15 protein-coding genes are annotated in these 21,247 nt (G+C 68.6%); 11 read left to right on the forward strand and 4 right to left on the reverse strand.

All coding sequences use genetic code 11. The annotated features are described in order from the left end of the window. Positions 1–76: 76 nt before the first annotated feature. From htpX to HNQ52_RS10115, 4 genes are all read left to right on the forward strand, one after another. Complete coding sequence (gene htpX / locus HNQ52_RS10100; protein WP_183961012.1) at positions 77–949, forward strand: protease HtpX; 873 nt, start codon at positions 77–79, stop codon at positions 947–949. Between the two features lie 161 nt (positions 950–1,110). Continuing rightward, entirely contained in the window at positions 1,111–2,472 is a 1,362-nt protein-coding gene (locus HNQ52_RS10105; RefSeq protein ID WP_183961013.1) for a sensor histidine kinase, read from the forward strand. A gap of 60 nt (positions 2,473–2,532) precedes the next feature. Then, positions 2,533–3,477, forward strand: coding sequence for a hypothetical protein (locus tag HNQ52_RS10110; protein ID WP_183961014.1), 945 nt, complete (start codon positions 2,533–2,535; stop codon positions 3,475–3,477). 134 nt (positions 3,478–3,611) lie between these two features. Continuing rightward, complete coding sequence (locus tag HNQ52_RS10115; RefSeq protein WP_183961015.1) at positions 3,612–4,418, forward strand: hypothetical protein; 807 nt, start codon at positions 3,612–3,614, stop codon at positions 4,416–4,418. 258 nt (positions 4,419–4,676) lie between these two features. Here the strand turns inward: HNQ52_RS10115 and HNQ52_RS10120 are convergent, their stop codons facing one another. Continuing rightward, positions 4,677–5,666 carry an LLM class flavin-dependent oxidoreductase gene (locus HNQ52_RS10120; RefSeq protein ID WP_183961016.1) on the reverse strand — a complete coding sequence of 330 codons (990 nt, stop codon included), beginning with the start codon at positions 5,664–5,666 and terminating at the stop codon, positions 4,677–4,679. Between the two features lie 96 nt (positions 5,667–5,762). Here HNQ52_RS10120 and HNQ52_RS10125 point away from each other — a divergent pair, with 96 nt between their 5' ends. After that, a complete protein-coding gene (locus HNQ52_RS10125; protein WP_183961017.1) occupies positions 5,763–6,041 on the forward strand; it encodes a GNAT family N-acetyltransferase in 279 nt (92 codons plus the stop codon). A gap of 330 nt (positions 6,042–6,371) precedes the next feature. Here HNQ52_RS10125 and hflD read toward each other — a convergent pair whose 3' ends face one another. From hflD to HNQ52_RS10140, 3 genes are read right to left on the reverse strand one after another with little or no spacing between them, the layout of a single operon-like run. Then, positions 6,372–6,983, reverse strand: coding sequence for a high frequency lysogenization protein HflD (gene hflD, locus HNQ52_RS10130; RefSeq protein ID WP_183961018.1), 612 nt, complete (start codon positions 6,981–6,983; stop codon positions 6,372–6,374). Next, the gene (mnmA, locus tag HNQ52_RS10135; RefSeq protein ID WP_183961019.1) at positions 6,980–8,095 is read right to left on the reverse strand and encodes a tRNA 2-thiouridine(34) synthase MnmA; all 1,116 of its coding nucleotides are present in this window, start codon (positions 8,093–8,095) and stop codon (positions 6,980–6,982) included. Before mnmA ends, hflD begins: the two co-directional genes overlap by 4 nt. Positions 8,096–8,103: 8 nt before the next feature. After that, on the reverse strand, positions 8,104–8,574 hold the full coding sequence (locus HNQ52_RS10140; RefSeq protein ID WP_183961020.1) for an NUDIX hydrolase: 471 nt from the start codon (positions 8,572–8,574) through the stop codon (positions 8,104–8,106). A gap of 140 nt (positions 8,575–8,714) precedes the next feature. Here HNQ52_RS10140 and clpS point away from each other — a divergent pair, with 140 nt between their 5' ends. The 6 genes from clpS (at position 8,715) to HNQ52_RS10170 (ending at position 21,140) form a co-directional block, all read left to right on the forward strand. Beyond that, complete coding sequence (clpS, locus tag HNQ52_RS10145) at positions 8,715–9,047, forward strand: ATP-dependent Clp protease adapter ClpS (RefSeq protein ID WP_183961021.1); 333 nt, start codon at positions 8,715–8,717, stop codon at positions 9,045–9,047. A 134-nt stretch (positions 9,048–9,181) separates the two neighbouring features. Continuing rightward, a complete protein-coding gene (gene clpA / locus HNQ52_RS10150; protein ID WP_183961022.1) occupies positions 9,182–11,461 on the forward strand; it encodes an ATP-dependent Clp protease ATP-binding subunit ClpA in 2,280 nt (759 codons plus the stop codon). 178 nt (positions 11,462–11,639) lie between these two features. Then, positions 11,640–13,547, forward strand: coding sequence for a hypothetical protein (locus HNQ52_RS10155; protein ID WP_183961023.1), 1,908 nt, complete (start codon positions 11,640–11,642; stop codon positions 13,545–13,547). Positions 13,548–13,761: 214 nt separating this feature from the next. After that, positions 13,762–15,732 carry a hypothetical protein gene (locus tag HNQ52_RS10160; RefSeq protein WP_183961024.1) on the forward strand — a complete coding sequence of 657 codons (1,971 nt, stop codon included), beginning with the start codon at positions 13,762–13,764 and terminating at the stop codon, positions 15,730–15,732. A 91-nt stretch (positions 15,733–15,823) separates the two neighbouring features. After that, positions 15,824–18,850, forward strand: coding sequence for a hypothetical protein (locus HNQ52_RS10165; protein ID WP_183961025.1), 3,027 nt, complete (start codon positions 15,824–15,826; stop codon positions 18,848–18,850). A 301-nt stretch (positions 18,851–19,151) separates the two neighbouring features. Next, positions 19,152–21,140 (forward strand): SDR family oxidoreductase, encoded by a 1,989-nt coding sequence (locus HNQ52_RS10170; RefSeq protein WP_183961026.1) that lies wholly within the window; start codon positions 19,152–19,154, stop codon positions 21,138–21,140. Positions 21,141–21,247 lie beyond the last annotated feature (107 nt).

Here is a 21,247-nt window from a genome sequence, read left to right on the forward strand (position 1 = left end):
TGAATTGCTCTTGCCGGGCTATCATCTCACCGGACGGTCCGGACCGGACCTGCGTGACCACGGAGGCGTTACCCACATGATGCGCATTGCCCTGTTCCTTGCGACGAACCTTGCCGTGCTGGTGCTGCTGGGCATCGTCATGAGCGTGCTGCAGAACGTGTTCGGCATCCAGCTGGGCAATACCGGCAGCCTGCTCGTGTTCGCGGCCATCTTCGGCTTCGGCGGTTCCTTCATCTCGCTGGCGATGTCCAAATGGATGGCCAAGCGCAGCACCGGCGCGCAGGTCATCACCCAGCCGCGCAACGAGAGCGAGGCGTGGCTGGTCAACACCGTACGCCGCCAGGCCGAACAGGCCGGCATCGGCATGCCGGAGGTCGCGATCTACGACGCGCCCGAAATCAACGCCTTCGCCACCGGCATGAACCGGAACTCGGCGCTCGTGGCCGTGTCCACCGGCCTGCTGCGCGCGATGGACCGCGACGAGGCCGAAGCCGTGCTCGCACACGAAGTGAGCCACGTGGCCAACGGCGACATGGTGACCATGGCACTGATCCAGGGCGTGCTGAACACCTTCGTGATCTTCCTCGCGCGCGTGGTCGGGCGCGTGATCGACGGCATGATCAGCGGCAACCGCGACGATGGTCCGAGTTTCTTCTACTACATCATCGTGTTCGTGCTCGACATGATCTTCGGCATCCTCGCCTCGATGGTGGCGATGTGGTTCAGCCGCTGGCGCGAGTTCCGCGCGGATGCGGGCGGTGCGAACCTCGCCGGTCGCCCGAAGATGATCGCCGCGCTGGAAAAGCTGGCCCAGACTTACGGCCACACCACCCTTCCGGACCAGGTCCGCGCCTTCGGCATTTCCGGCGGAGTCGCGCACGGCCTGAAGAAGCTGCTGATGACGCATCCGCCGCTGGCCGAGCGCATCGCGGCGCTGCGCAACGGCTGATCCTCACGCAACAGTGCCACTTGCCCTCTGGAAAAACCCGCCGACCGGCGGGTTTTTTCTTGCTGGCGCAGGTGCGTGCTGCGGACGGACGATCGTGGCCGGACACGCCGGCGTTGGCAGGTACACGCCCACCGCCGCTGCGTTGAACGCATAATCCCCGGATGGCCGAACTCCACCCCCGCCGCAGCCCGCGTCCCAGCGGCGAAGGCCTGACAGGTTTCAGCTTCGAGCGCCGTGTGCTGCTGGGCGGGCTCGCGATCGCGCTGCCGATGACGTTGCTCTGCGGGGTGCTGCTCTGGCGCAGCGGCAGCAGCGGCCTGGCATGGTCGGTGTTCGCGCTGGCGCTGGCGGCCACGCTGATCCTCGCCACGCGGCTGCGGCATCAGGTCGTCTATCCGCTGTACACCTTGTCGAACCTGCTCGAAGCGCTGCGCGAAGGCGACTACAGCCTGCGCGGCTCGCGCGGCTCGCGCCGCGACGCGATCGGCGACGTGGTCTGGGAAGTCAATACCTTGTCGCAGACGCTGCGCGATCAGCGCCTCAAGGTCGAAGAGACCAGCGCGCTGCTCGGCAAGGTCATCGCCGCGATCGACATCGGCCTGTTCAGTTTCGACGACGAACACCGCCTGCGCCTGATCAACCGGGCCGGCGAACGCCTGATCTCGCAGCGTGCCGGCGCCGCGCTCGGCCGCCCGGCCTCGGCGCTGGGCCTCGACGACCTGCTCGCGATCGACGGCAGCGCCACCCTCAAACGTGCCTTCGGCGGCAGCAGCGGACGCTGGGACGTGCGCCGCTTCACCGTGCGCGAAGGCGGCAAACCGCACGACCTGCTTGTGGTGACCGACCTGTCTCGCGCGCTGCGCGAGGAAGAACGGCAGGCCTGGCAGCGCCTCATCCGCGTGCTCGGGCACGAACTCAACAACTCGCTGGCGCCGATCAAATCGATGGCCGGGACGCTGTCGAGCATGCTCGCGGTGCGGCCGCTGCCCGAGGACTGGAGCGAGGATGCCGAGCATGGCCTGCGCGTGATCGGCGACCGCGCCGATGCCCTCGGGCGCTTCATGGTCGGCTATTCGACGCTGGCGCGGTTGCCGCCGCCGCGACGCCAGCCGGTGGAACTCGAACCGTTGCTGCGACGGGTCGTGGCGCTGGAGCAGCGCCTACCGGTGCAACTGGGCGACGGCCCGGCGCTGACGATTTCGTTGGATCCCGACCAGATCGAGCAGGCGCTCATCAACCTCGTGAAGAACGCGGTGGAAGCCTCGTTGCCGCAGCACGGCGCCGTGGCGCTGCGCTGGTCCGGCGGCGGCGAGTCGGTGCGGATCGAGGTGCTCGACGAGGGCCTTGGCCTGAGCAGCTCGGACAACCTGTTCGTGCCGTTTTTCACCACCAAACCCGGCGGCTCCGGCATTGGCCTCGTGCTCGCGCGCCAGATCGTGGAAGCGCACGGCGGCGCGCTGACGCTGGAGGACCGCCGCGACCGGCGCGGTTGTGTCGCGAGGATCGAACTTCCGTTGCAGTGAGCCGTCCAAGCGCAGCCGGCGCGCCGCCCGGCGCCGCCGGTTTGCGACAGGGGTGGTCCGATGACGCGTCGAATGCTGAGCATCGTGGCCGTTCTGTCGCTCGCGTGCGTGATGCTGCTGGCCGTCGACACCGGACAAGACGCGCCACGGTCCACGGCGGAAGCATCCCCGACGCAGTCGTCGAGCGCGAAAGTGGCGAGGTCCGACGCGGCAGACCACAGACGTGCGTCACTACCGGAGATACCGCTCACGGCATTTTCGAGCAATCGCGCCACGCTCGAGGCGATGGCACGGGCCGGCAGCGCCGAAGCGGCGCAGCGCCTGGGCGACGTGCTGCGCGGATGTGCACCGGACGCAGACGGTCCGCTTGCGATCGCGGTGCATCGAAGGCTGTCCGGTCGCGACCGCGTCGGAACCCCTGGAAACCGGGACGGCGTGCAGGTCGTCGCGTTCGATCCGCAGTTCGGCGTCGACCTCGGCAACCTCGGCGTTCTGCCGCCGAACACCTACCTGATGCCCGATGAGGTCGAGCGGGTCAGCCTGTGCGACGGCGTTCGCGACTACACCGATGCCGACCGCGCCGCTGCGTACCACTGGCTGGTGCTTGCCGCCGATCTCGGCGCACCGCGCGCGATGGCGATGCGGTTCGACATCGAACTCGAACACATCGGCAGCACTGCTGCCGCTCGCATCGATCAGGCCGGTCGCCTGATCGCGCTGCGGCCACGCGCGAGTGCGATGCTGCGGCGCGCTGCCGACACCGGGAACCGGCATGCACTCGCACGCATGTCGCAGGCGCACGCAAGCGGCGACCTTGCCGCGCGAGACGACCTGCTCGCAGACGCGTACGCCGTGGCGGCCGACGAAATGTCCGCGCGGGCCGGTGCGCCCGGCACGCAGACCCTGCAACGCCTGCGCGCGGCGGGCGATGCGGTGCGGCAGGCACAGGTGGAGGACGCCGCGCAGGCGATCCTCGCCCGCTGCTGTGCGCCGGAATCACCATGACGCGGCGCATCCGCGGGGCGATTGGCGCTGCATGTCTGGTATTGCTTGTCGTGTTCGCGTGGAGGGCAGGGACGCCGCATCGCGTGCCGGGCGACGACGAGGGCGCATCGCGCATTGTGCCGTCGTCGCGGTCCGTGCTCCTGCCCGACGCCGAAGGTGCGCGCCGCGCTCCGCTGCCCGCCGTTGCGCCGCGCGCGCCACGCAGCTTTGTCGCGTTGCGCACCGACGCGGAGGCCGGAGATGTCGGCGCGCAGATCGACCTCGGCGTCTGGCTCGCGCGGTGCATCACGCAAGGCGAGCCCGGCTATGCCGATACGATTGTCCGCCAGTACGAGGCTACGGCCGCGAGCGGTCTGCCCGGCACGCAATGGCGCGGTGCGCTGCTCGACCAGCAGCGCACCGTGCGCGACAGGCTGCTGCTCGAACACGCCGACTGCGTGCTGCTGGCCGAATCCGGCATCGAGCCCTCGCACGTGTGGCTCGAACGCGCCGCCCGCAGCGGCGATATCGAAGCGAAGGTGGCGTACGCCGCACGCGCGCTGGACGAGTTCGTCCGCGTCGACGCCGACGTGGCCGGCGGCACCGTGCACTACCTCGACAATCTCGAGGAAATCGTCCGTCGCCGCGACCTCGGGCGGCGCTGGCTTGCCGATGCGCTGCGTGCCGGCAGCGTCGACGCGCTGCAGCTGCTCGCGCGCGCCTACGCAGGCGATCATCCGCTGTATCCACCCGATCCGCGCCAGGCCGCCATTCACCGCCATGCGCTGGCGCTCGCGCAGGCGCGTTTGTCGGGCGATGCGGCCCAGCTGCGCAGCGTGTGGCACGGTGGTCCGCAAGGGATCGCCGACGAAGGACTCGGGCCGGCCGATCGACCGGCGATCGACGCTGCCGCACGGCGCATTTACCTGCAATGGTTCGGCCCGGATCCCGAGGAAGGCTGAGCGTACCGGGCGCGTGCGGCATCCGGATCGTCGTGCCTTGCAATCGGCGCCTCGGCATTCGGTCTCGGACGACGGTGCCTTCGCCGGAAGACTGCAGGATTGTTCACCGCCGTTGCGCTGCGCGTGGTCGCTGCATGGGCGCCGCGAAGACGGCTCCCGCCGCCGCCGGCACGCGCGCGAGCGCGAGCGCGCGGAAGATCGTCGAACAGATTCCGCCCGCATCGCCGCCGGCGCAGTGCCGGGCGGTTCGACGACCGATCAGAGGCTGTCGCGCACCTGCGCTGCGAGCTCGTACGAACGCAATCGCGTGGCGTGGTCGAAGATGTGGCCCGCGACGATCAGCTCGTCGGCGCCGGTCTCGTCGATGAAGCGTCTCAATGCCGGCCGGATGCCGTCCGGCGTGCCGACGAACGAGCACGCCAGCGCCTGTTCGATGTGCTGGCGTTCGGACAGCGACCAGACGTCGTCCATGCCGTCGATCGGCGGCTGAAGCTGGCCCGGACGGCCGCGGATGAGGTTCAGGAACTGCCGCTGCTGCGAAGTGAATGCACGCTGCGCGTCGGCGATGCTGTCGGCGGCAACGACGTTGATGCCGACCATCGCGTACGGTGCGGCGAGGCGTTCCGACGGCTGGAAGCGGTCACGGTAGATCTGCAGCGCCGCCTTCAGTTGCGCGGGTGCGAAGTGCGAAGCGAACGCGAACGGCAGGCCGCGCGCGGCGGCGAACTGCGCGCCGTAGAGGCTGGAGCCGAGGATCCAGATCGGCACGTCGAGGCCGGCGCCCGGTACCGCGCGCACCGGTTGGTCGGCTGCGGCCGGCTCGAAATAGTGGAACAGTTCCTCGGCGTCCTGCGCGAACACGTCGATGTGCGGATCGTGCCGATGGCGCAGCGCGCGCGCGGTGCGCTGGTCGGTGCCCGGCGCCCGGCCGAGGCCGAGATCGATGCGGCCCGGATACAGCGACTCGAGCGTGCCGAACTGTTCGGCGACAACCAGCGGCGCGTGGTTCGGCAGCATGATGCCGCCGGCGCCGACCCGGATGCGCGAGGTGGCGCCCGCCACATGCCCGATCACCACCGCCGTCGCGGCACTCGCGATGCCGGTCATGTTGTGGTGTTCGGCCAGCCAGTAGCGGTTGTAGTTCCAGCGCTCTGCGTGCTGCGCCAGATCGCGCGTGTTGGCGAAGGACTGCGATGCAGTGCCGCCGGCACAGATGGGTGCAAGATCGAGAACGGAAAAGGGAATCATGGGTGGCCCGTGCGGTGGCGCGGCGCGGCGTGGGTCCGCGCTTCAGCGAAGACGCTGTACATTGCCGTCCTGCCCGCCCATTTCAAGGAGCAAGCCATGGCGTTCGACATTGTCCACGACCGTCTCACGCATCGATTCACCGTTGCGGTGGACGGGGAGCTGTGCCTGCTCGAGTACCACCTCAACGACGGCGTGATGACGATCACCCACACCGGCGTGCCCGACGCGGTGGGCGGGCGCGGCATCGCCGCGTCACTGGTCACGGCGGCCTTCGATGCCGCGCGCGAAGAGGGCTGGAAGGTGGTGCCGCGCTGCGCATACGCCGAAGCGTATGTTCAGAAGCATCGCGCCGAGATCGGGGATCTGCTGGCCTGAGGCCCTGGAGGTTCGGTGCCCGGACGCCTGAATACGTCTGTGGATGCCGGGCGACGCGTGTTCCGCACGATGCTGCGGGAAGATTCGTGGGGCTCGCCCTCATCCGCCTGCGTTCGGCCGGCGGTAGCTGCCTCACCCTTCTCCCGGCGGGAGAAGGACGCTGCGATGTTGCGCCTCGGTTGCAACGCGGGCGATCAGCCTCGATTCCTTCTCCCATCGGGAGAAGGTGCCGGCAGGCGGATGAGGGCGTCACCTCGCCGGCTTACTCGACGCTCGGGTCAAGGTAGGTTCCTGCGACAGACGACGGACGCGCGGTGCCCCGCAACGCCACTACGACTCGCGCGGCAGCCAGCCCCGCGCCGCGTGCAGGATGGCACGCCGCCGCAGCAGCAGATCCCAGTAGCTGCCGCCGAGCTGGCGCCACAGCACCGCCGAGCGCATCGCGGCCAGCAGCGCGGCGCGGATCTGCGCCACCACCATCGGCTGTGCCAGTTGCACCGGGTTGCCCTGCACCAGGACACGCGGGCTGAGCGTGCTGACGGTCTGCGCATACAGGTCGCCGAGGCGCTGGACCACGGTCGGATGTCCGATGCCGAAATGCTCGCGCTGGCGCTCGATGTCGCCGACGCCATCGCGCAGGGTCTTGAGCAGGTCGGCACGGCCGACGAGCTTGCGTTCCACGTGCAGCAGCGTTACGGCCATGCGGCTGCAGCTGGCGTCGCGCGCCGGGCCGCCCTGCAACTGCGCGATCAGCGCGTGCAGTCCGGGCACCATCAGTTGCGCATCGCCGTAGACCGCTTCGGTGCTGTCGGCATCGATGCGGAACAGCGTCGCGAGCGAGGCTTGCAGCGTGTCGCCGTCGGCGGTGCCCGTCTGCGCGAACGACTGCGCGAGCTTCAGCCCCTGCATCACGCCGGCCAGCGCGAGCGCACGTTCGTTCATGCGGCCACCCGTGCGGCGGCGCCGCCGGCAAGGCCGCCGAAGCGCGCGTCGGTGGCGTCGATGACCGCGCCGCCGAGGCATTCCTCATTTCGATAGAAGACCACCGACTGCCCCGGCGTCACCGCGCGCTGGGGCGCGTCGAAGCGCACGTCGAGGCCGCCGTCGTCGCCCACCCGCACGCTGCAGGCCTGGTCGTCCTGGCGGTAGCGGGTCTTCGCGGTGCAGTCGAACTCGACGGCGGGCGGTGCGGCGGCCGTCCACGTCGCCTGCGACGCCACCAGGCGGCGCGATTGCAACCACGGTCCGTCATGGCCCTGGTCCACGTACAGGATGTTGCCGGCAACGTCCTTTCCCACGACATACCACGGCGCCGCGGCGCGACCGCGCACGCCGCCGAGGTTCAATCCCTCGCGCTGGCCGAGCGTGTAGTAGAAGACACCGCCGTGCCGGCCGAGCACGCTGCCGTCGTCGGCGGAGCGGATGTCGCCCGGCTGCGCGGGCAGGTAGCGTGCGAGGAATTCGCGGAAATCGCGCTCGCCGATGAAACAGATGCCGGTCGAATCCTTCTTCGCGTGCACCGGCAGGTCCGCGGCCTGCGCCAGCGCGCGCACCTCGGCCTTCGGCAGGTCGCCGATCGGAAACAGCGTGGCGGCAAGCGCTTCCTGTCCGAGCGCATGCAGGAAATAACTCTGGTCCTTGCCGGCATCGGCGGCGCGCAGCAAGCGCCAGCGGCCGTGCGAGCGATCGACGCGTGCGTAATGGCCGGTGGCGATGCGTTCGGCGCCCAGCACGCGGGCCTCGTCGAGGAACGTGCGGAACTTGATCTCGCGATTGCACAGCACATCGGGGTTCGGCGTGCGCCCGGCGCGGTATTCGGCGAGGAAATGCTCGAACACCCCGTGCCAGTACCGGTCGGCGAAGTTGCGCGCATGGAACGCGATGCCGAGCCGGCCGCAGACGGCGACGGCGTCGCGACGATCGTCTTCCGCGCGGCAGTCGCCGCTGCCGTCGTCGTTCCAGTTCTGCATGAAGAGGCCGGAGACATCGTGGCCTGCGCGCTGCAGCAGCAGGGCCGCGACGGCCGAATCGACGCCCCCGGAGACCCCCAGCATCACCCGGCTCACAGGAAACTCCGCACCGCCGACAGCGGCAGCCGCGCACCGCCGAGCCAGTCGTCCACCACGCCCGCGACCAGCGGGCTGCGCAGGCGCGGGGTGGCTTCGCGCAGTTCCCCGGGCGTGAGCCACAACACGCGTTCGATGCCGTGATCCAGCGGCAGGCCGGCATCGTGGCGCAGCGGTTCGGCCGCGAACGCCACGCGGATGAACGCGCTGCCGTCCGGTGCGTCCCACCGGTACAGCCCGATGAAATGGGACAATCGCACCTCCCAGCCGGTTTCCTCGCGCGTCTCGCGCAGCGCGGCCTCGACCAGGCTTTCCCCCGCATCCAGATGCCCGGCCGGCTGATTGAGCACCAGCGCGCCACGCACCCGCTCCTCCACGAACAGCAGGCGGCCGTCGCGCGGCACCACGGTGGCCACGGTCACATCGGGGCGGAACACATCGACGGGTGCGGCGGTCGGTGGCTTCATTGCATCCGGGCGGGACAAACGATACGGAATGTTACATGACCGCAGCGTCGCGCCGAACCGCGCGACGACCCGCGCCGGACACTTGCGGGCAGCGGTTAGACTTCCCATATAGTGGCCCCGGAAACAGCGACGTTCTGACGATGAGCAACGGTACCGACAAAGACAGCGAGAGCGGGCAGGGTTACGGCCTTGCGGTGGAAGCCGCCAAGCCCGAAGTGGCCAAGCCGCCGATGTATCAGGTGGTGCTGCTGAACGACGATTACACGCCGATGGACTTCGTGGTCGAGGTGCTGCAGGTGTTCTTCAACCTGAACCGCGAGCTCGCCACGCAGGTGATGCTGCACGTCCACACGCGCGGCAAGGGGGTGTGCGGGGTCTACACGCACGAAGTGGCGGAAACCAAGGTGGCGCAGGTCAACGAGTTTTCGCGCCACCACCAGCATCCGCTGATGTGCGCGATGGAACCGGCGTGAGTCTCCGCGCGCCGGTGGCGCGCGTGGCGATGCCGACGCTGGCGCAAAGATTGCAACGCGGCGACGGCGCCCACAGATAGCACCGAAGCACGCGACCGCATTGAGGTCGCCACGAATCGGAAAGGCAGGCAGCGATGTTCAGCAAGGATCTCGAATACACCATCGGCCAGTGCTACAAGCAGGCGCGCGAAAGCCGCCACGAGTTCATGACGGTCGAACACCTGTTGCTGGCGCTGCTGGACAATCCGTCCGCGGCCGGCGTGCTCAAGGTCTGCGGTACGGACACGGGCAAGCTCGGCAGCGAGCTCAAGAACATCATCTCCGAAACCGTCCCGGTGCTGCCGGCCGAGGATTCGCGCGACACGCAGCCCACGCTCGGGTTCCAGCGCGTGCTGCAACGCGCGGTCTACCATGTGCAGTCGTCGGGACGGAAGGAAGTCACCGGCGCCAACGTGCTGGTGGCGATCTTCGGCGAGAAGGATTCGCACGCGGTCTACTTCCTCAATCAACAGGACGTGAGCCGGCTGGACGTGGTGAACTACATCTCGCACGGTGTCGCCAAGATCGGCCAGGACGCGCCGAAGGCCGACGGCGACGCAACCAAGGAAGGCGAGGGCGGCGAGGACGGCAAATCCGCCAATCCTCTCGGCGAATTTGCCACCAACCTCAACGACCAGGCACGCCTGGGCAAGATCGATCCGCTCATCGGTCGCGCCGAGGAGGTGGAGCGCACGATCCAGGTGCTGTGCCGTCGCCGCAAGAACAATCCGCTGTATGTCGGCGAGGCCGGCGTCGGCAAGACCGCGCTTGCCGAAGGCCTCGCCAAGCGCATCGTCGAAGGCGACGTGCCGGAGGTGCTGTCGGCGGCGACGATCTATTCGCTCGACCTCGGCGCGCTGGTGGCCGGCACCAAGTACCGCGGCGATTTCGAGAAGCGCCTCAAGGCCGTGCTCGCCCAGCTCAAGAAGGAGCCGAACGCGATCCTCTTCATCGACGAGATCCACACCATCATCGGTGCGGGGTCGGCGAGCGGCGGCACGATGGACGCGTCGAACCTGATCAAGCCCGTGCTCGCGTCCGGCGAGCTGCGCTGCATCGGCTCGACCACGTTCCAGGAATACCGCGGCGTGTTCGAGAAGGATCGCGCGCTGGCGCGGCGCTTCCAGAAGATCGACGTGGTGGAACCGTCGGTGGCCGATGCCATCGAGATCCTGCGCGGGCTGAAATCGCGCTTCGAGGACCACCACCACGTGCAGTACACGTCCGATGCGCTGCGCGCGGCCGTGGATCTGTCGGTCAAGCACATCAACGACCGCCTGCTGCCCGACAAGGCCATCGACGTCATCGACGAAGCCGGCGCGCGCCAGCAGCTGCTGCCCGAAGACGAGCGCAAGACGACCATCGACGTCGCCGAGATCGAGTTCATCGTCGCGCGCATCGCGCGCATCCCGGCCAAGCAGGTGTCGGCGTCGGACAAGGACGTGCTGCGCAACCTCGAACGCAACCTCAAGATGGTGGTGTTCGGCCAGGACGAGGCGATCGATTCGCTGACCTCCGCGATCAAGATGGCGCGCAGCGGCCTGGCCAATCCGGACAAGCCGATCGGTGCCTTCCTGTTCGCCGGCCCCACCGGCGTCGGCAAGACCGAGGTCACTCGGCAGCTCGCGATGCAGCTCGGCATCGAGCTGATCCGCTTCGACATGTCCGAATACATGGAAGCGCATTCGGTGTCGCGCCTGATCGGTGCGCCTCCGGGCTACGTCGGCTTCGACCAGGGTGGCCTCTTGACCGAGAAGATCGTCAAGACGCCGCACTGCGTGCTGCTGCTCGACGAAATCGAGAAGGCGCATCCGGACATCTTCAACATCCTGCTGCAGGTGATGGACCGCGGCACGCTCACCGACACCAACGGGCGCGAGGCCAACTTCCGCAACGTGGTGCTGGTGATGACGACCAATGCCGGCGCGCAGCAGGCCGCGCGCCGCACCATCGGCTTCGTGGAACAGAACCACGCCACCGATGCGATGGAAGTGATCCGCCGCGCGTTCACGCCGGAATTCCGCAACCGCATCGATGCGATCGTGCAGTTCCGCAGCCTGGACTTCGATCACATCCTGCGCGTGGTCGACAAGTTCGTCATCGAGCTCGAAATGCAGCTGCACGAAAAGCACGTCGCGCTCAATGTCGATCCCGAGGCGCGGCGCTGGCTCGCCGAGCACGGCTTCGATCCGCAGATGGGCGCGCGTCCGATGGCGCGCGTGCTGCAGGACAGGATCAAGCGGCCGCTGGCGGACGAGTTGCTGTTCGGCAAGCTGGTCGGCGGAGGGCGCGTGGATGTGTCGGTGCGCGAGGGCAAGTTGCACATCGAAACGCAGGCCGAGCCCGAAAAACTGCTGCCCGCCACGGTCGACTGACCGGCGGACCCCGCCAGGCGACGGCCGGACACCCGTTCCGGCCGTTCGTCGGCCACCCGATTGATTCGCGGCCGGCACCCGGCCACGATGCGGTGCCCGTCGCGGACAGCAGTGCGCCGGAGGCCGCCCGGACGTGTGCTCCGGGTCGTGTCCAATCCGTCCCGCAGCAGGCCCTGCCATGCGCCGATTCGCTGTCCCCGCTGCCCTTGTCCTCTGCGTGTGCGCGGCGATTCCGCCGCTGGCTGCGGCGCAACCGCGCGCCGACGCCGTGGCCGATGCGTCGACGCACGGCACCCTCGTGCTGCGTCCCAATGCCGACGTGCTGCGCGGGCTCGGCATCGAACTGGCGGGCGGACTGGTCCAGGGCGACACCCGGCGATTCGGCATTGCGCCGCGCGCGCCGTTGACGGTCGAGTTGCGCGACGGCGGACCGACCGCCGTCGGCGACACGCCGATCGCGCTGCCGGCGCTGGTGCTGCGACGCGCCGACGGCGTGCGTTCGCCGCCGCTGTCGCTGCGTTCCGCCGACGGCGGCGTGCGGCGCTGGCGTGTCGTCGACGACGCGGGCGCGGTCTGGCTGCGCATCACCCAGGCCATGCGTTCGCCCGATGGCGCCAGCGCGTTGTCGCTGCTGACATCGGACATGCGGGTCGGCCCGGCGCTGGCGGCGTGGGCGGGCGACGTTGCTGCCGCCGGCCTGCCGTTCGCGAATGCGGAGCTGCATCTGCCGCTGCGCCTGCGCGCTGCCGACAAGAGCGAGGCGGCCGGCAAGTCGTGCACGGTGCCGAACTGGCCCGGCACCCCGGGGTTCGTCACCGACGTGATCCTCACCAACATCGACGACATCGACGTCATGCGCTGCCGCAACCTGTCCGACGCGGACGAGCCTTGCGATGGCCCCGGCGGCGCGCCGGGCGAGCTCGTCGTCGTGCCGTCGGTGACGCTGCGCAACAGCAGCGCCGCGAACGCGAGCGAGGTGCCGTGGTACACCAAGTTCACCGGCAATTTCCCGCCGTACGACAACGACCAGCACCCGTTCCTGGTGTGGAACCTGTATCGCCTCGACGCCGAAGGCCGCATCGACCAGATCGCGCGTTCCGGCCTCAAGCATGCCTTCGCGACGGCCAACGACGCGTGTGTCGAGCCGTGCAACAACCAGCACATCCTCGGCCGCGGCTGCGAGGACCTGTACAACTCCTTCAGCAACGACGCCAATGCGTTCCTGTCGCCGCGGCGCGAGGTGATTCCGTCGCGCGGCATCTGGGGTCGCTGCGGCTCGGTGTTCGACGATGGCCTCGATGCGCTCGGCGTCGGCACACCGGGTTGCGATTCGGCGCAGGACGCCGCGCCCGCCAACGACGGCTACCGCGAACGCATGGTGGTACGCGAGTCCGACCTCGACCCCGCATTGCACGCCGGTGCCGAGTATCTCGTCGACAGCTGGTACGTGGTGCGCGACGACATCGACCTGTTCAACACGATGGGATCGCGCGCGCTGGTACCGGTATGGTTCGGCACGCGTTGGGACTTGAGCGGCTCGCCGCCGGCCTACACCCAGGGCAGCGTGCTCGATCGCTGGCTCGAGCGTGCGCCGGCCGGGGTCGTGCGCCAGCGCCGGCTGATCGAGACCGCCGAAGGGCGCGTGCTCGTCGCGGTGCGTGTCCACCGCAACGCCGAAGCGCGGTACGTGTACGACTACGCGATCATGAACTACGACCTCACGCGGCCGATCACCAGCGGCGCCGAACCCGACCTGCAGGTGCTGCGCAACCACGGGCTCGCGCAGATCACGCTGGCGCTGCTGCACGGCGCCACGGTCGACGTGCACGACTACCGCGACGGCGATGCGTCGGCCGCCAACGACTGGCCCGGCACCGTCGGCGCCGATGCCGTCGCGTGGGAAGCACCGGACGCGCAGGCCTACCTCGAATGGGGCAGCCTCGTGACGCTGCGCCTGGAAAGCGCGGCCGCGCCCGGCCCCGGCCTGCTGCAGCTCGCGATGGCCGAAGCCGGCATGCCGGCATTCCAGACCGCGTCGGTGCTGGTGCCCGATGCATCGCAGCTGTTCCGCGACGGCTTCGACTGAAGCGCGCGCCCGGACAATGCAAACCGCACGGACAGTACGCCGCCGTGTGGAGCGATGAGCGTCCCGTGTTGCCGCGCCCCCTGCGTCGGCCGGGTTTTTTCGCTTAGACTTGACGACGGACCGCTGCATACGGTCCGGGAACGTGCCAGGGAGCAACGCCTCCGACAGGTGCGATATCTGCCGCCGACGCGCGGCACGACCGGGGAGAGGACGGGTGCGATCCGGGATTGTCGCGACACTGCTTGGAGTGGTGCTGGGAGGGTCGATCGTCGCCGCGGTGTTCGCGGCCGAGCCACCGTCGCCGCATCACCCGCCCACCGACCCGCACCTGGCCGGAACCATCGCCGGCTTCATCGATTTCACCCCGCGCGGCACCCAGCCCGGTCTCGCATTCCCCTTGCTGGGACCCAGCGAATGCGCGAGCTGCCATCGCAACGCCGAGGCCGAGGTGCACTATCCGGCGGCGAGCTGGTCGGGGTCGATGATGGCGAACGCCACACGCGACCCGTTGTTCTGGGCCGCGCTCGACGTGGCCAACCAGGATGGCAGTGAAAACGGCGCCGAAGGCATCGGCGACTACTGCCTGCGTTGCCACACCCCGAACGGCTGGTACAACGGCCGCGTGCGCAAAGTGCGCGACGTCAGCGGCAGCACGGTGGAGGCCGACGACATCGTCGACGGCTACGACGGCTGCATGCTGCGCGGCGACCACGACAACGGCGACATCGCCAACAACGACTACAGCGGCATCGGCTGCCAGTTCTGCCATCGCAACCAGGCCACGGGCCCGCTGGGCGAACCGTCGTTCCTGGAAAACGCCGACATCTGGCTCGACGACGTCGAATGCGACTCCAACGGGGACGGGTTCGGCGACGGCGAGCCGTGCCGTGCCGGCCCCTACGACTACCCGCTGACCGAGCCGGGCTTCGAAGGCTTCGAGCCGCCGCACGCGTGGGCCGTGTCCGACTACCACGCCGACAGCGCCCTGTGCGGCAGCTGCCACGACGTCACCACGCCGATGCTCGAAAGCGGTCCGTTCCGCACCCTGATCCTCGACGACGGCACGAATGCCGGCAACGACACCGGTCTGCCGTACCCGGTGGAGCGCACGTACAGCGAGTGGCAGAACAGCGACTATGCAAGGCTGGTCTTCCGCGACGGCATCGAAGCGGTAGGACCCATTCCCGGCAAGCGCCTCGCCACCGGCGCCACGTGCCAGGACTGCCACATGCGCCAGGCGCAACCGCAACCGCTGGAGCCGGAGGCGGATCTGCTGGTCTGCTTCTTCGGCCCGCCGCGCAACGGGAACCTGCCGGTGCACGAGTTCGTCGGCGGCAACACCTGGATTCCGCAGATTCTCAAGGGCGAGCTGCCGGGGCTGTCGCGCGACATCGCCTTCGACCAGACCACGGCCTGGGCCAACGAGTTGCTCGCCGAGCGCAGTGCCGTGCTCGAGACCACGGTCCGCACCGCCGGCGCGAACACGCTGGCGGTGGACGTGAGCGTGTTCAACCTCGCCGGCCACAAGCTGCCGACCGGCTACGCCGAAGGCCGCCGCATGTGGCTGGAGGTGGAGGTGCGCGACGCGAGCGACGCGGTGCTGTGGCACAACGGCGCGTGGGATCCGGCCACAGGCGATCTGGACGTCGACGCGCAGACCAAGATCTACGAGATCAAGCAGGGCATCTGGAACGCCGGCACCGGCACCTGCGACACCACCGACGCGAAGGGCCGCGAGATGTTCCATTTCGTGCTCAACAACTGCATCGCCAAGGACAACCGCATCCCGCCGCTAGGCTTTACCGCGGCGGACGATCCGGAAATGGCCGCCTACGGCACCAGCTACACGCCCGAACGGCCCGGTTCCAACCGCAGCGCCGCCTCGGACCGCACCAGCTACACCGTGCCCCTGCCCGAAGGCGCGAACGGACCGTTCACGGTGCACGCACGCCTGCAGTTCCAGCTCGCGAGCAGGGAATACATCGAATTCCTGCGCAACGAAGCCGACGAGAATGCGTTCCCCGCGGAAAACGACCTGTGCGCGGACGGTCCCGGCCGGCCGTTCACGGTGGGGCCGCAGGACAAATCCCGCGGACAGTACATGTACGACCTGTGGAGTTCGCCGGCCTACGGACGCTCGCCGCCGGTGGAAATGGCCAGCGCACAGGCCAGCACCGCGCCGTAGTTCCGGATCGTTCCGTTTCCGAGGAAAGGATGCCTCGTCCGCCGGCGTAGCCGGCGCTTCCACCCATGAAGAACAACGAGGGTTGATCGCGATGAAGAAGCTGTTGGTGTTGCTGGTTTCGGCCCTGGTGGCCGGCCCGGTGGTGGCGCAGGGCACGACCGCTGCGCAGGGGATCGGGTCCGCGGATCCCGCGGCCGCGATCGCGCCGAGCGGCACGTGGAAAGTCTGGGGCGGCGAGATCGCCTTCGCGTGGAACTTCGACCTCATGCGCGACTTGGGCATCGAGATCGCCGCGCCCAAGGCCATGCTCGACGAGGGCGTCGACCGCATGCAGCGGTTCGCGCTGCGCGACGCCACCGGGATCGATTTCGCGGTGAAGAACGGCAATTTCGAAGGCTTCGTGCGCGGCAGCCTGGCGATGTCCGGCGGCTACGACCTGCAGATCGGCAAGCAGACGATCTCGCTGCGCGACGCCCGCCTTGCCGTGCGCGAGGACAACCCGTTCCAGCTCGACCTGGTCGCCGCCGACGGCCGCGTCTGGTTCTATGTCGATCGCCTGATGTACGGCCTCAACCGCGCGGGCAACACGCTCGACGTGCAGGCCATGGATCTGCGCGTGTCCGGCGCGCTGGCCGACCTGCTGGACGATCCGGGCAGCGAGGGCATGCCGGTCGCCGGCCTCCGCATGCAGTCGTATGTCGTGCGCGGCGGCTTCGCCGGCGTGACCAAAGGCTTCGGCTGCGGCAGCAGCAGCAAGTGGCCGGGCGACCCGGTTCCCGGAGCGCCGGGCCAGTCGTACCGGGCCGACGTCTTCATGAACGGCTTCAGCATGTCGTACTCGCGCAAGGATGCGCAGGCCAACGGTCCGGGCGGTACCGACGGTCTCGTGGTGTACACCCCGTCGTCGACGCTGCGCAACAACAACGCGAACGGCAGCGCCACGGCCACCATTCCCGGCGATCCGCTCGGCACCAGCAGCTCGATCTGGGCCGCCGATGTGCCGTGGCGCCAGAAGTTCAGCAGCAACTGCGAGCCGTACGGCAACGACCAGCATCCGTACCTGATCTGGAACCTGTATCGCATCGACGCGCTCGGCCGCATCGAGCAGGTGGGCCGCTCGGGCGTGAAACACGCGTTCCTCACGATCAACGTGGGTTGTTCGGAAAATCCCGGCGACGGGCACATCCTGGGCCGCGGCTGCGGCGACACCTACGGCACCGGCAACAACGACAGCCAGGGCGACCTGGGTCCGCGCCGCGAGCTGCTGCCGGCGACCGGCGTCTGGGGACGCTGCGGTTCGATCTACGACGGCAACTGCAACGGCAGTTCCGACGATTTCAACGGCTACAGCAACTTCGATCACCGCCTCAAGGTGCGCGAGAGCAAGATCGATCCGGGCGAAGCGGCGAACGCGGGCGCCACGTACCGCTTCGAGTCCTGGTACATCGTCCGCGACGACATCGACATCTACAACACCATGCAGACGCGGACCGCGACCTTCGCATGGAACGCAGGCGCCAACCGCTGGGACGTGGGCAACGGCAATCCGCTCACGCTCGGCCCGGCGATCGACCGCTGGGTCGCGCCGGGGACGGCCGATCCCAATCAGCGCAACACCGAGCTGGTGATCGGCAAGGCGCGCAGCAAGGTCGCGGTGAAAGTCACCGATCTTGGCGGCGGCACCTTCCGCTACGACTACGCGGTGATGAACTTCGACTACGCCCATGCCGTCACCGAAGGCAGCGAACCGAACCTGCGCGTGCTGTCCAGCGACGGCTTCACCGCGTTCTCGCTGCCGGTGTCGGCCGCGCTGGACGTCACGGACATCGAATTTTCCGATGGCGACACCGACAGCGCCAACGACTGGACGCTGGTCGACGAACCCAACCGCATCACGTGGACGGCACCGGCCGACAATCGCCTCAACTGGGGCACCCTGTTCCGCTTCAGCATCACCGCCAACGCCGCGCCGATCGAAGCGCCGGCACGGCTCGCCAACGCGCAGGTTGCGCCGGTGCAGACGTTCGATGCGCTCTCGCTCGTTCCGCAGAGCGAAGCGGTCCAGACCTTTGCCGTGGGCGGTGCGCTGTCCGGGCTCGCGCCGGGCGGCAGCATTTCGCTTCGCCTCAACAGCGGCACGCCGCTGGTGCTGGACGAGGATGGCGCATTCGCGTTCGCCAACGAGGTGATCGAGGCAGGCGCGTACGAGGTGAGCATCGTCACCCAGCCCGCGACGCAGACCTGCACCGTCGACAACGGCAGCGGCACCATCGCCGGGGCCGACGTCACCGACGTGCTCGTCACCTGCGTCGACCTGCCGCCGCCGACCTACACCGTGGGCGGCAGCGTCAGCGGACTGGGCGGAGGCCGCACCGTCTCGCTGCAGCTCGACGGCGGCGAAACCCTGAGCGACGTCGCGAACGGCCCGTTCGGATTCACCACGCTGCTCGGCAGTGGCGAGACCTATTCGGTGACCGTGTCCGACGTGCCGGCGGATCGTGTCTGCGAAGTGCAGAATGGCAGCGGCACCATCGATGACGCGGACGTCGTCAACGTGCTGGTGCAGTGCACCGCAGTCCCGTCGTATCGCATCGGCGGCACGGTGTCCGGGCTCGATGGCAGCGTCGGCCTGCAGCTCAACGGTGGCGAGACGATCCAGCGCTCGGTCGACGGCGCGTTCTTCTTCGCGGGCGAGGTGCAGAGCGGCCAGCCGTACTCGGTCGCGATCACGAGCGAACCGGCCGGTCAACGCTGCAGTGTCGAAAACGGCACGGGCACGGTTGCAGGATCGGACGTCACCGACATCGCGGTGGTGTGCAGCGCGCGGTCGACGCACACAGTCGGCGGCACCCTGTCCGGGCTGCCGGCCGGGCGCAGCATCGCGTTGCGCCTCAACGGCGGGCCGGCGCTGGTGCTGTCGTCGAGCCCCACCTTCACGTTCGCGCAGACGTTGTTCGACGGCGCCGAGTACGCCGTGACGATCTCCAGTGCGCCCGCGGGACTGGAATGCACGGTCGAGAACGCGACCGGGATCATCGAGGGCGCGAACGTCACCGATGTGGCCGTGACCTGCCGCGAACCCGGGCAGGTGATGCCGTTCGTCGACGGCTTCGAGTGATCGCGCGTCGCTGACGCGCCTGCGCGCCGGATCGCGGCCATCGCGATCCGGCACGGTGCGCGGCGCAACGCCGCGCACCTTCCGGCACCGGGCCGCGGCCAGTGCCGACTGCCGCCGCACCGCATGCGCGCGGTGCTGCAATCCGACGCCCGATGCTGCGTTGCCGCACACATCCGCGGCACCCGCACGGCAAAGTCCTAGGCAGAATCCCGGCGCACGGCTATCTTTGGCGCGGGAGCACCATGCGCGTCCGTACGGCTGTCTGCAGCGGCGGATGTCCGATCATCGGGGGAGGGAACACATGTCGTATTTCGTCACCGGCGCCACCGGTTTCATCGGCCGCCATCTCGTCGCCAACCTGCTCAAGCGCAAGGGCGACATCCACGTGCTGGTGCGGCGCGAGTCGAAGCAGAAGCTCGACGACCTGATCGAGCGCATGGACTGGGACGCGGCACGCATCAAGCCCGTGTTCGGCGACCTCGAGAAACCGAAGCTCGGCCTCACCGCCGCGCAGATCAAGGCGCTCGCCGGCAAGGTGAAGCATTTTTTCCACCTCGCGGCCGTCTACGACATGGCTGCGGACGCGCAAAGCCAGCAGATCGCCAACATCGAGGGCACGCGCCACGCGGTGCAGCTGGCCGAGGCGATCAAGGCCGGCTGTTTCCACCACACCAGTTCCATCGCCGTCGCGGGCCTTTACCCCGGCGTGTTCCGCGAGGACATGTTCGACGAGGCCGAAGACCTCGATCACCCGTACTTCCGCACCAAGCACGATTCGGAAAAGGTCGTGCGCGTCGAATGCGCGATCCCGTACCGCATCTACCGCCCGGGCGTGGTCATCGGGCATTCGAAAACCGGCGAGATCGACAAGATCGACGGCCCGTACTACTTCTTCGGCCTGATCAAGAAACTGCGCCAGACGCTGCCGCCGTGGATGCCGACGATCGGCATCGAGGGCGGCCGCATCAACATGGTGCCGGTCGACTATGTCGCCGATGCGATGGACCACATCGCCCACAAGGCCGGGCTCGACGGCGGCGTGTTCCATCTCACCGATCCGGCGCCGCGCCGCATCGGCGAAGTGCTGAACCTGTTCGCGCGCGCCGGCCACGCGCCGCAGATGACGATGCGCCTGGACGCGCGCATGTTCGCCTTCATCCCCGCGCCGGTGCGCATGGCGCTCGGCAACCTGCCGCCGGTGAAGCGCTTCATCGGCATGCTGCTGCGCGATCTTGGCATCCCGCGCGAGGTGGTGAAGTTCGTCACGTACCCGACGCGTTTCGATTCGCGCGAGACCGAGCGCGCCCTCAAGGGCAGCAGGATCCGCATCCCGGACCTGGAAGAGTACGCCTGGCGGCTGTGGGACTACTGGGAGCGGCACCTGGATCCGGCGCTGTTCGTCGACCACACCCTGCGCGGTCGCGTCGGCGGCAAGGTGGTGCTGATCACCGGCGGGTCGGCCGGCATCGGCAAGGCGGCCGCGCTGAAGGCCGCCGCCGCGGGCGCAAAGACCATCATCGTGGCGCGCGGGGAGGAAGAACTGTTTGCCACGCGCGACGAAATCGTCGCCGCCGGCGGCGAGTGTTTCGCCTACACCTGCGATCTTGCCGACATGGCCTCGTGCGACGCGCTGGTGGCGAAGGTGATGGAAGACCACGGCGGCGTCGACGTGCTGGTGAACAATGCCGGCCGCTCGATCCGCCGTTCGATCGAGCTCAGCTACGACCGCTTCCACGATTTCGAACGCACGATGCAGCTCAACTATTTCGGCTCGCTGCGCCTGATCATGGGCTTCCTGCCCGGCATGACGGAAAAACGCCGCGGCCACATCATCAACATCAGCTCGATCGGCGTGCTGGCGAACTCGCCGCGCTTCTCCGCGTACGTGGCGTCCAAGGCCGCGCTCGATGCCTTCAGCCGCTGCGCGCAGGGCGAGCTCTCGGGCAAGGGCATCGCCTTCACCACGATCAACATGCCGCTGGTGAAGACCGCGATGATCGCGCCGACCAAGATGTACGACAGCGTGCCCACGCTGAGCCCCGACGAAGCCGGCGATCTGATCGTGCAGGCCATGATCGAACGTCCGAGCCGCATCGCGACGCGCCTGGGCATCTTCTCCAGCGTGCTCAACGCGGTGGCCCCGAAGGCCTACGAGATCGTCATGAACACCGCGTTCGAGCTGTTCCCCGACTCCGCGGCGGCCAAGGGCATCAAGGGCGTGCGCGGGGGCGAGCAGGCCACGAGCGAGCAGATCGCGTTTGCGGCGCTGATGCGCGGGGTGCACTGGTAGCGGCGGCGGCGGCGGCGCGCCGTCCTGCCCGATACCCGTCGTCCCGGCGAAAGCCGGGACCCAGCGACGTGGCTTTGGATTCGATGGGTCGGATGAGCCGGCAACGC

Source organism: Chiayiivirga flava (assembly GCF_014202825.1).
GTDB lineage: Bacteria > Pseudomonadota > Gammaproteobacteria > Xanthomonadales > Xanthomonadaceae > Chiayiivirga > Chiayiivirga flava.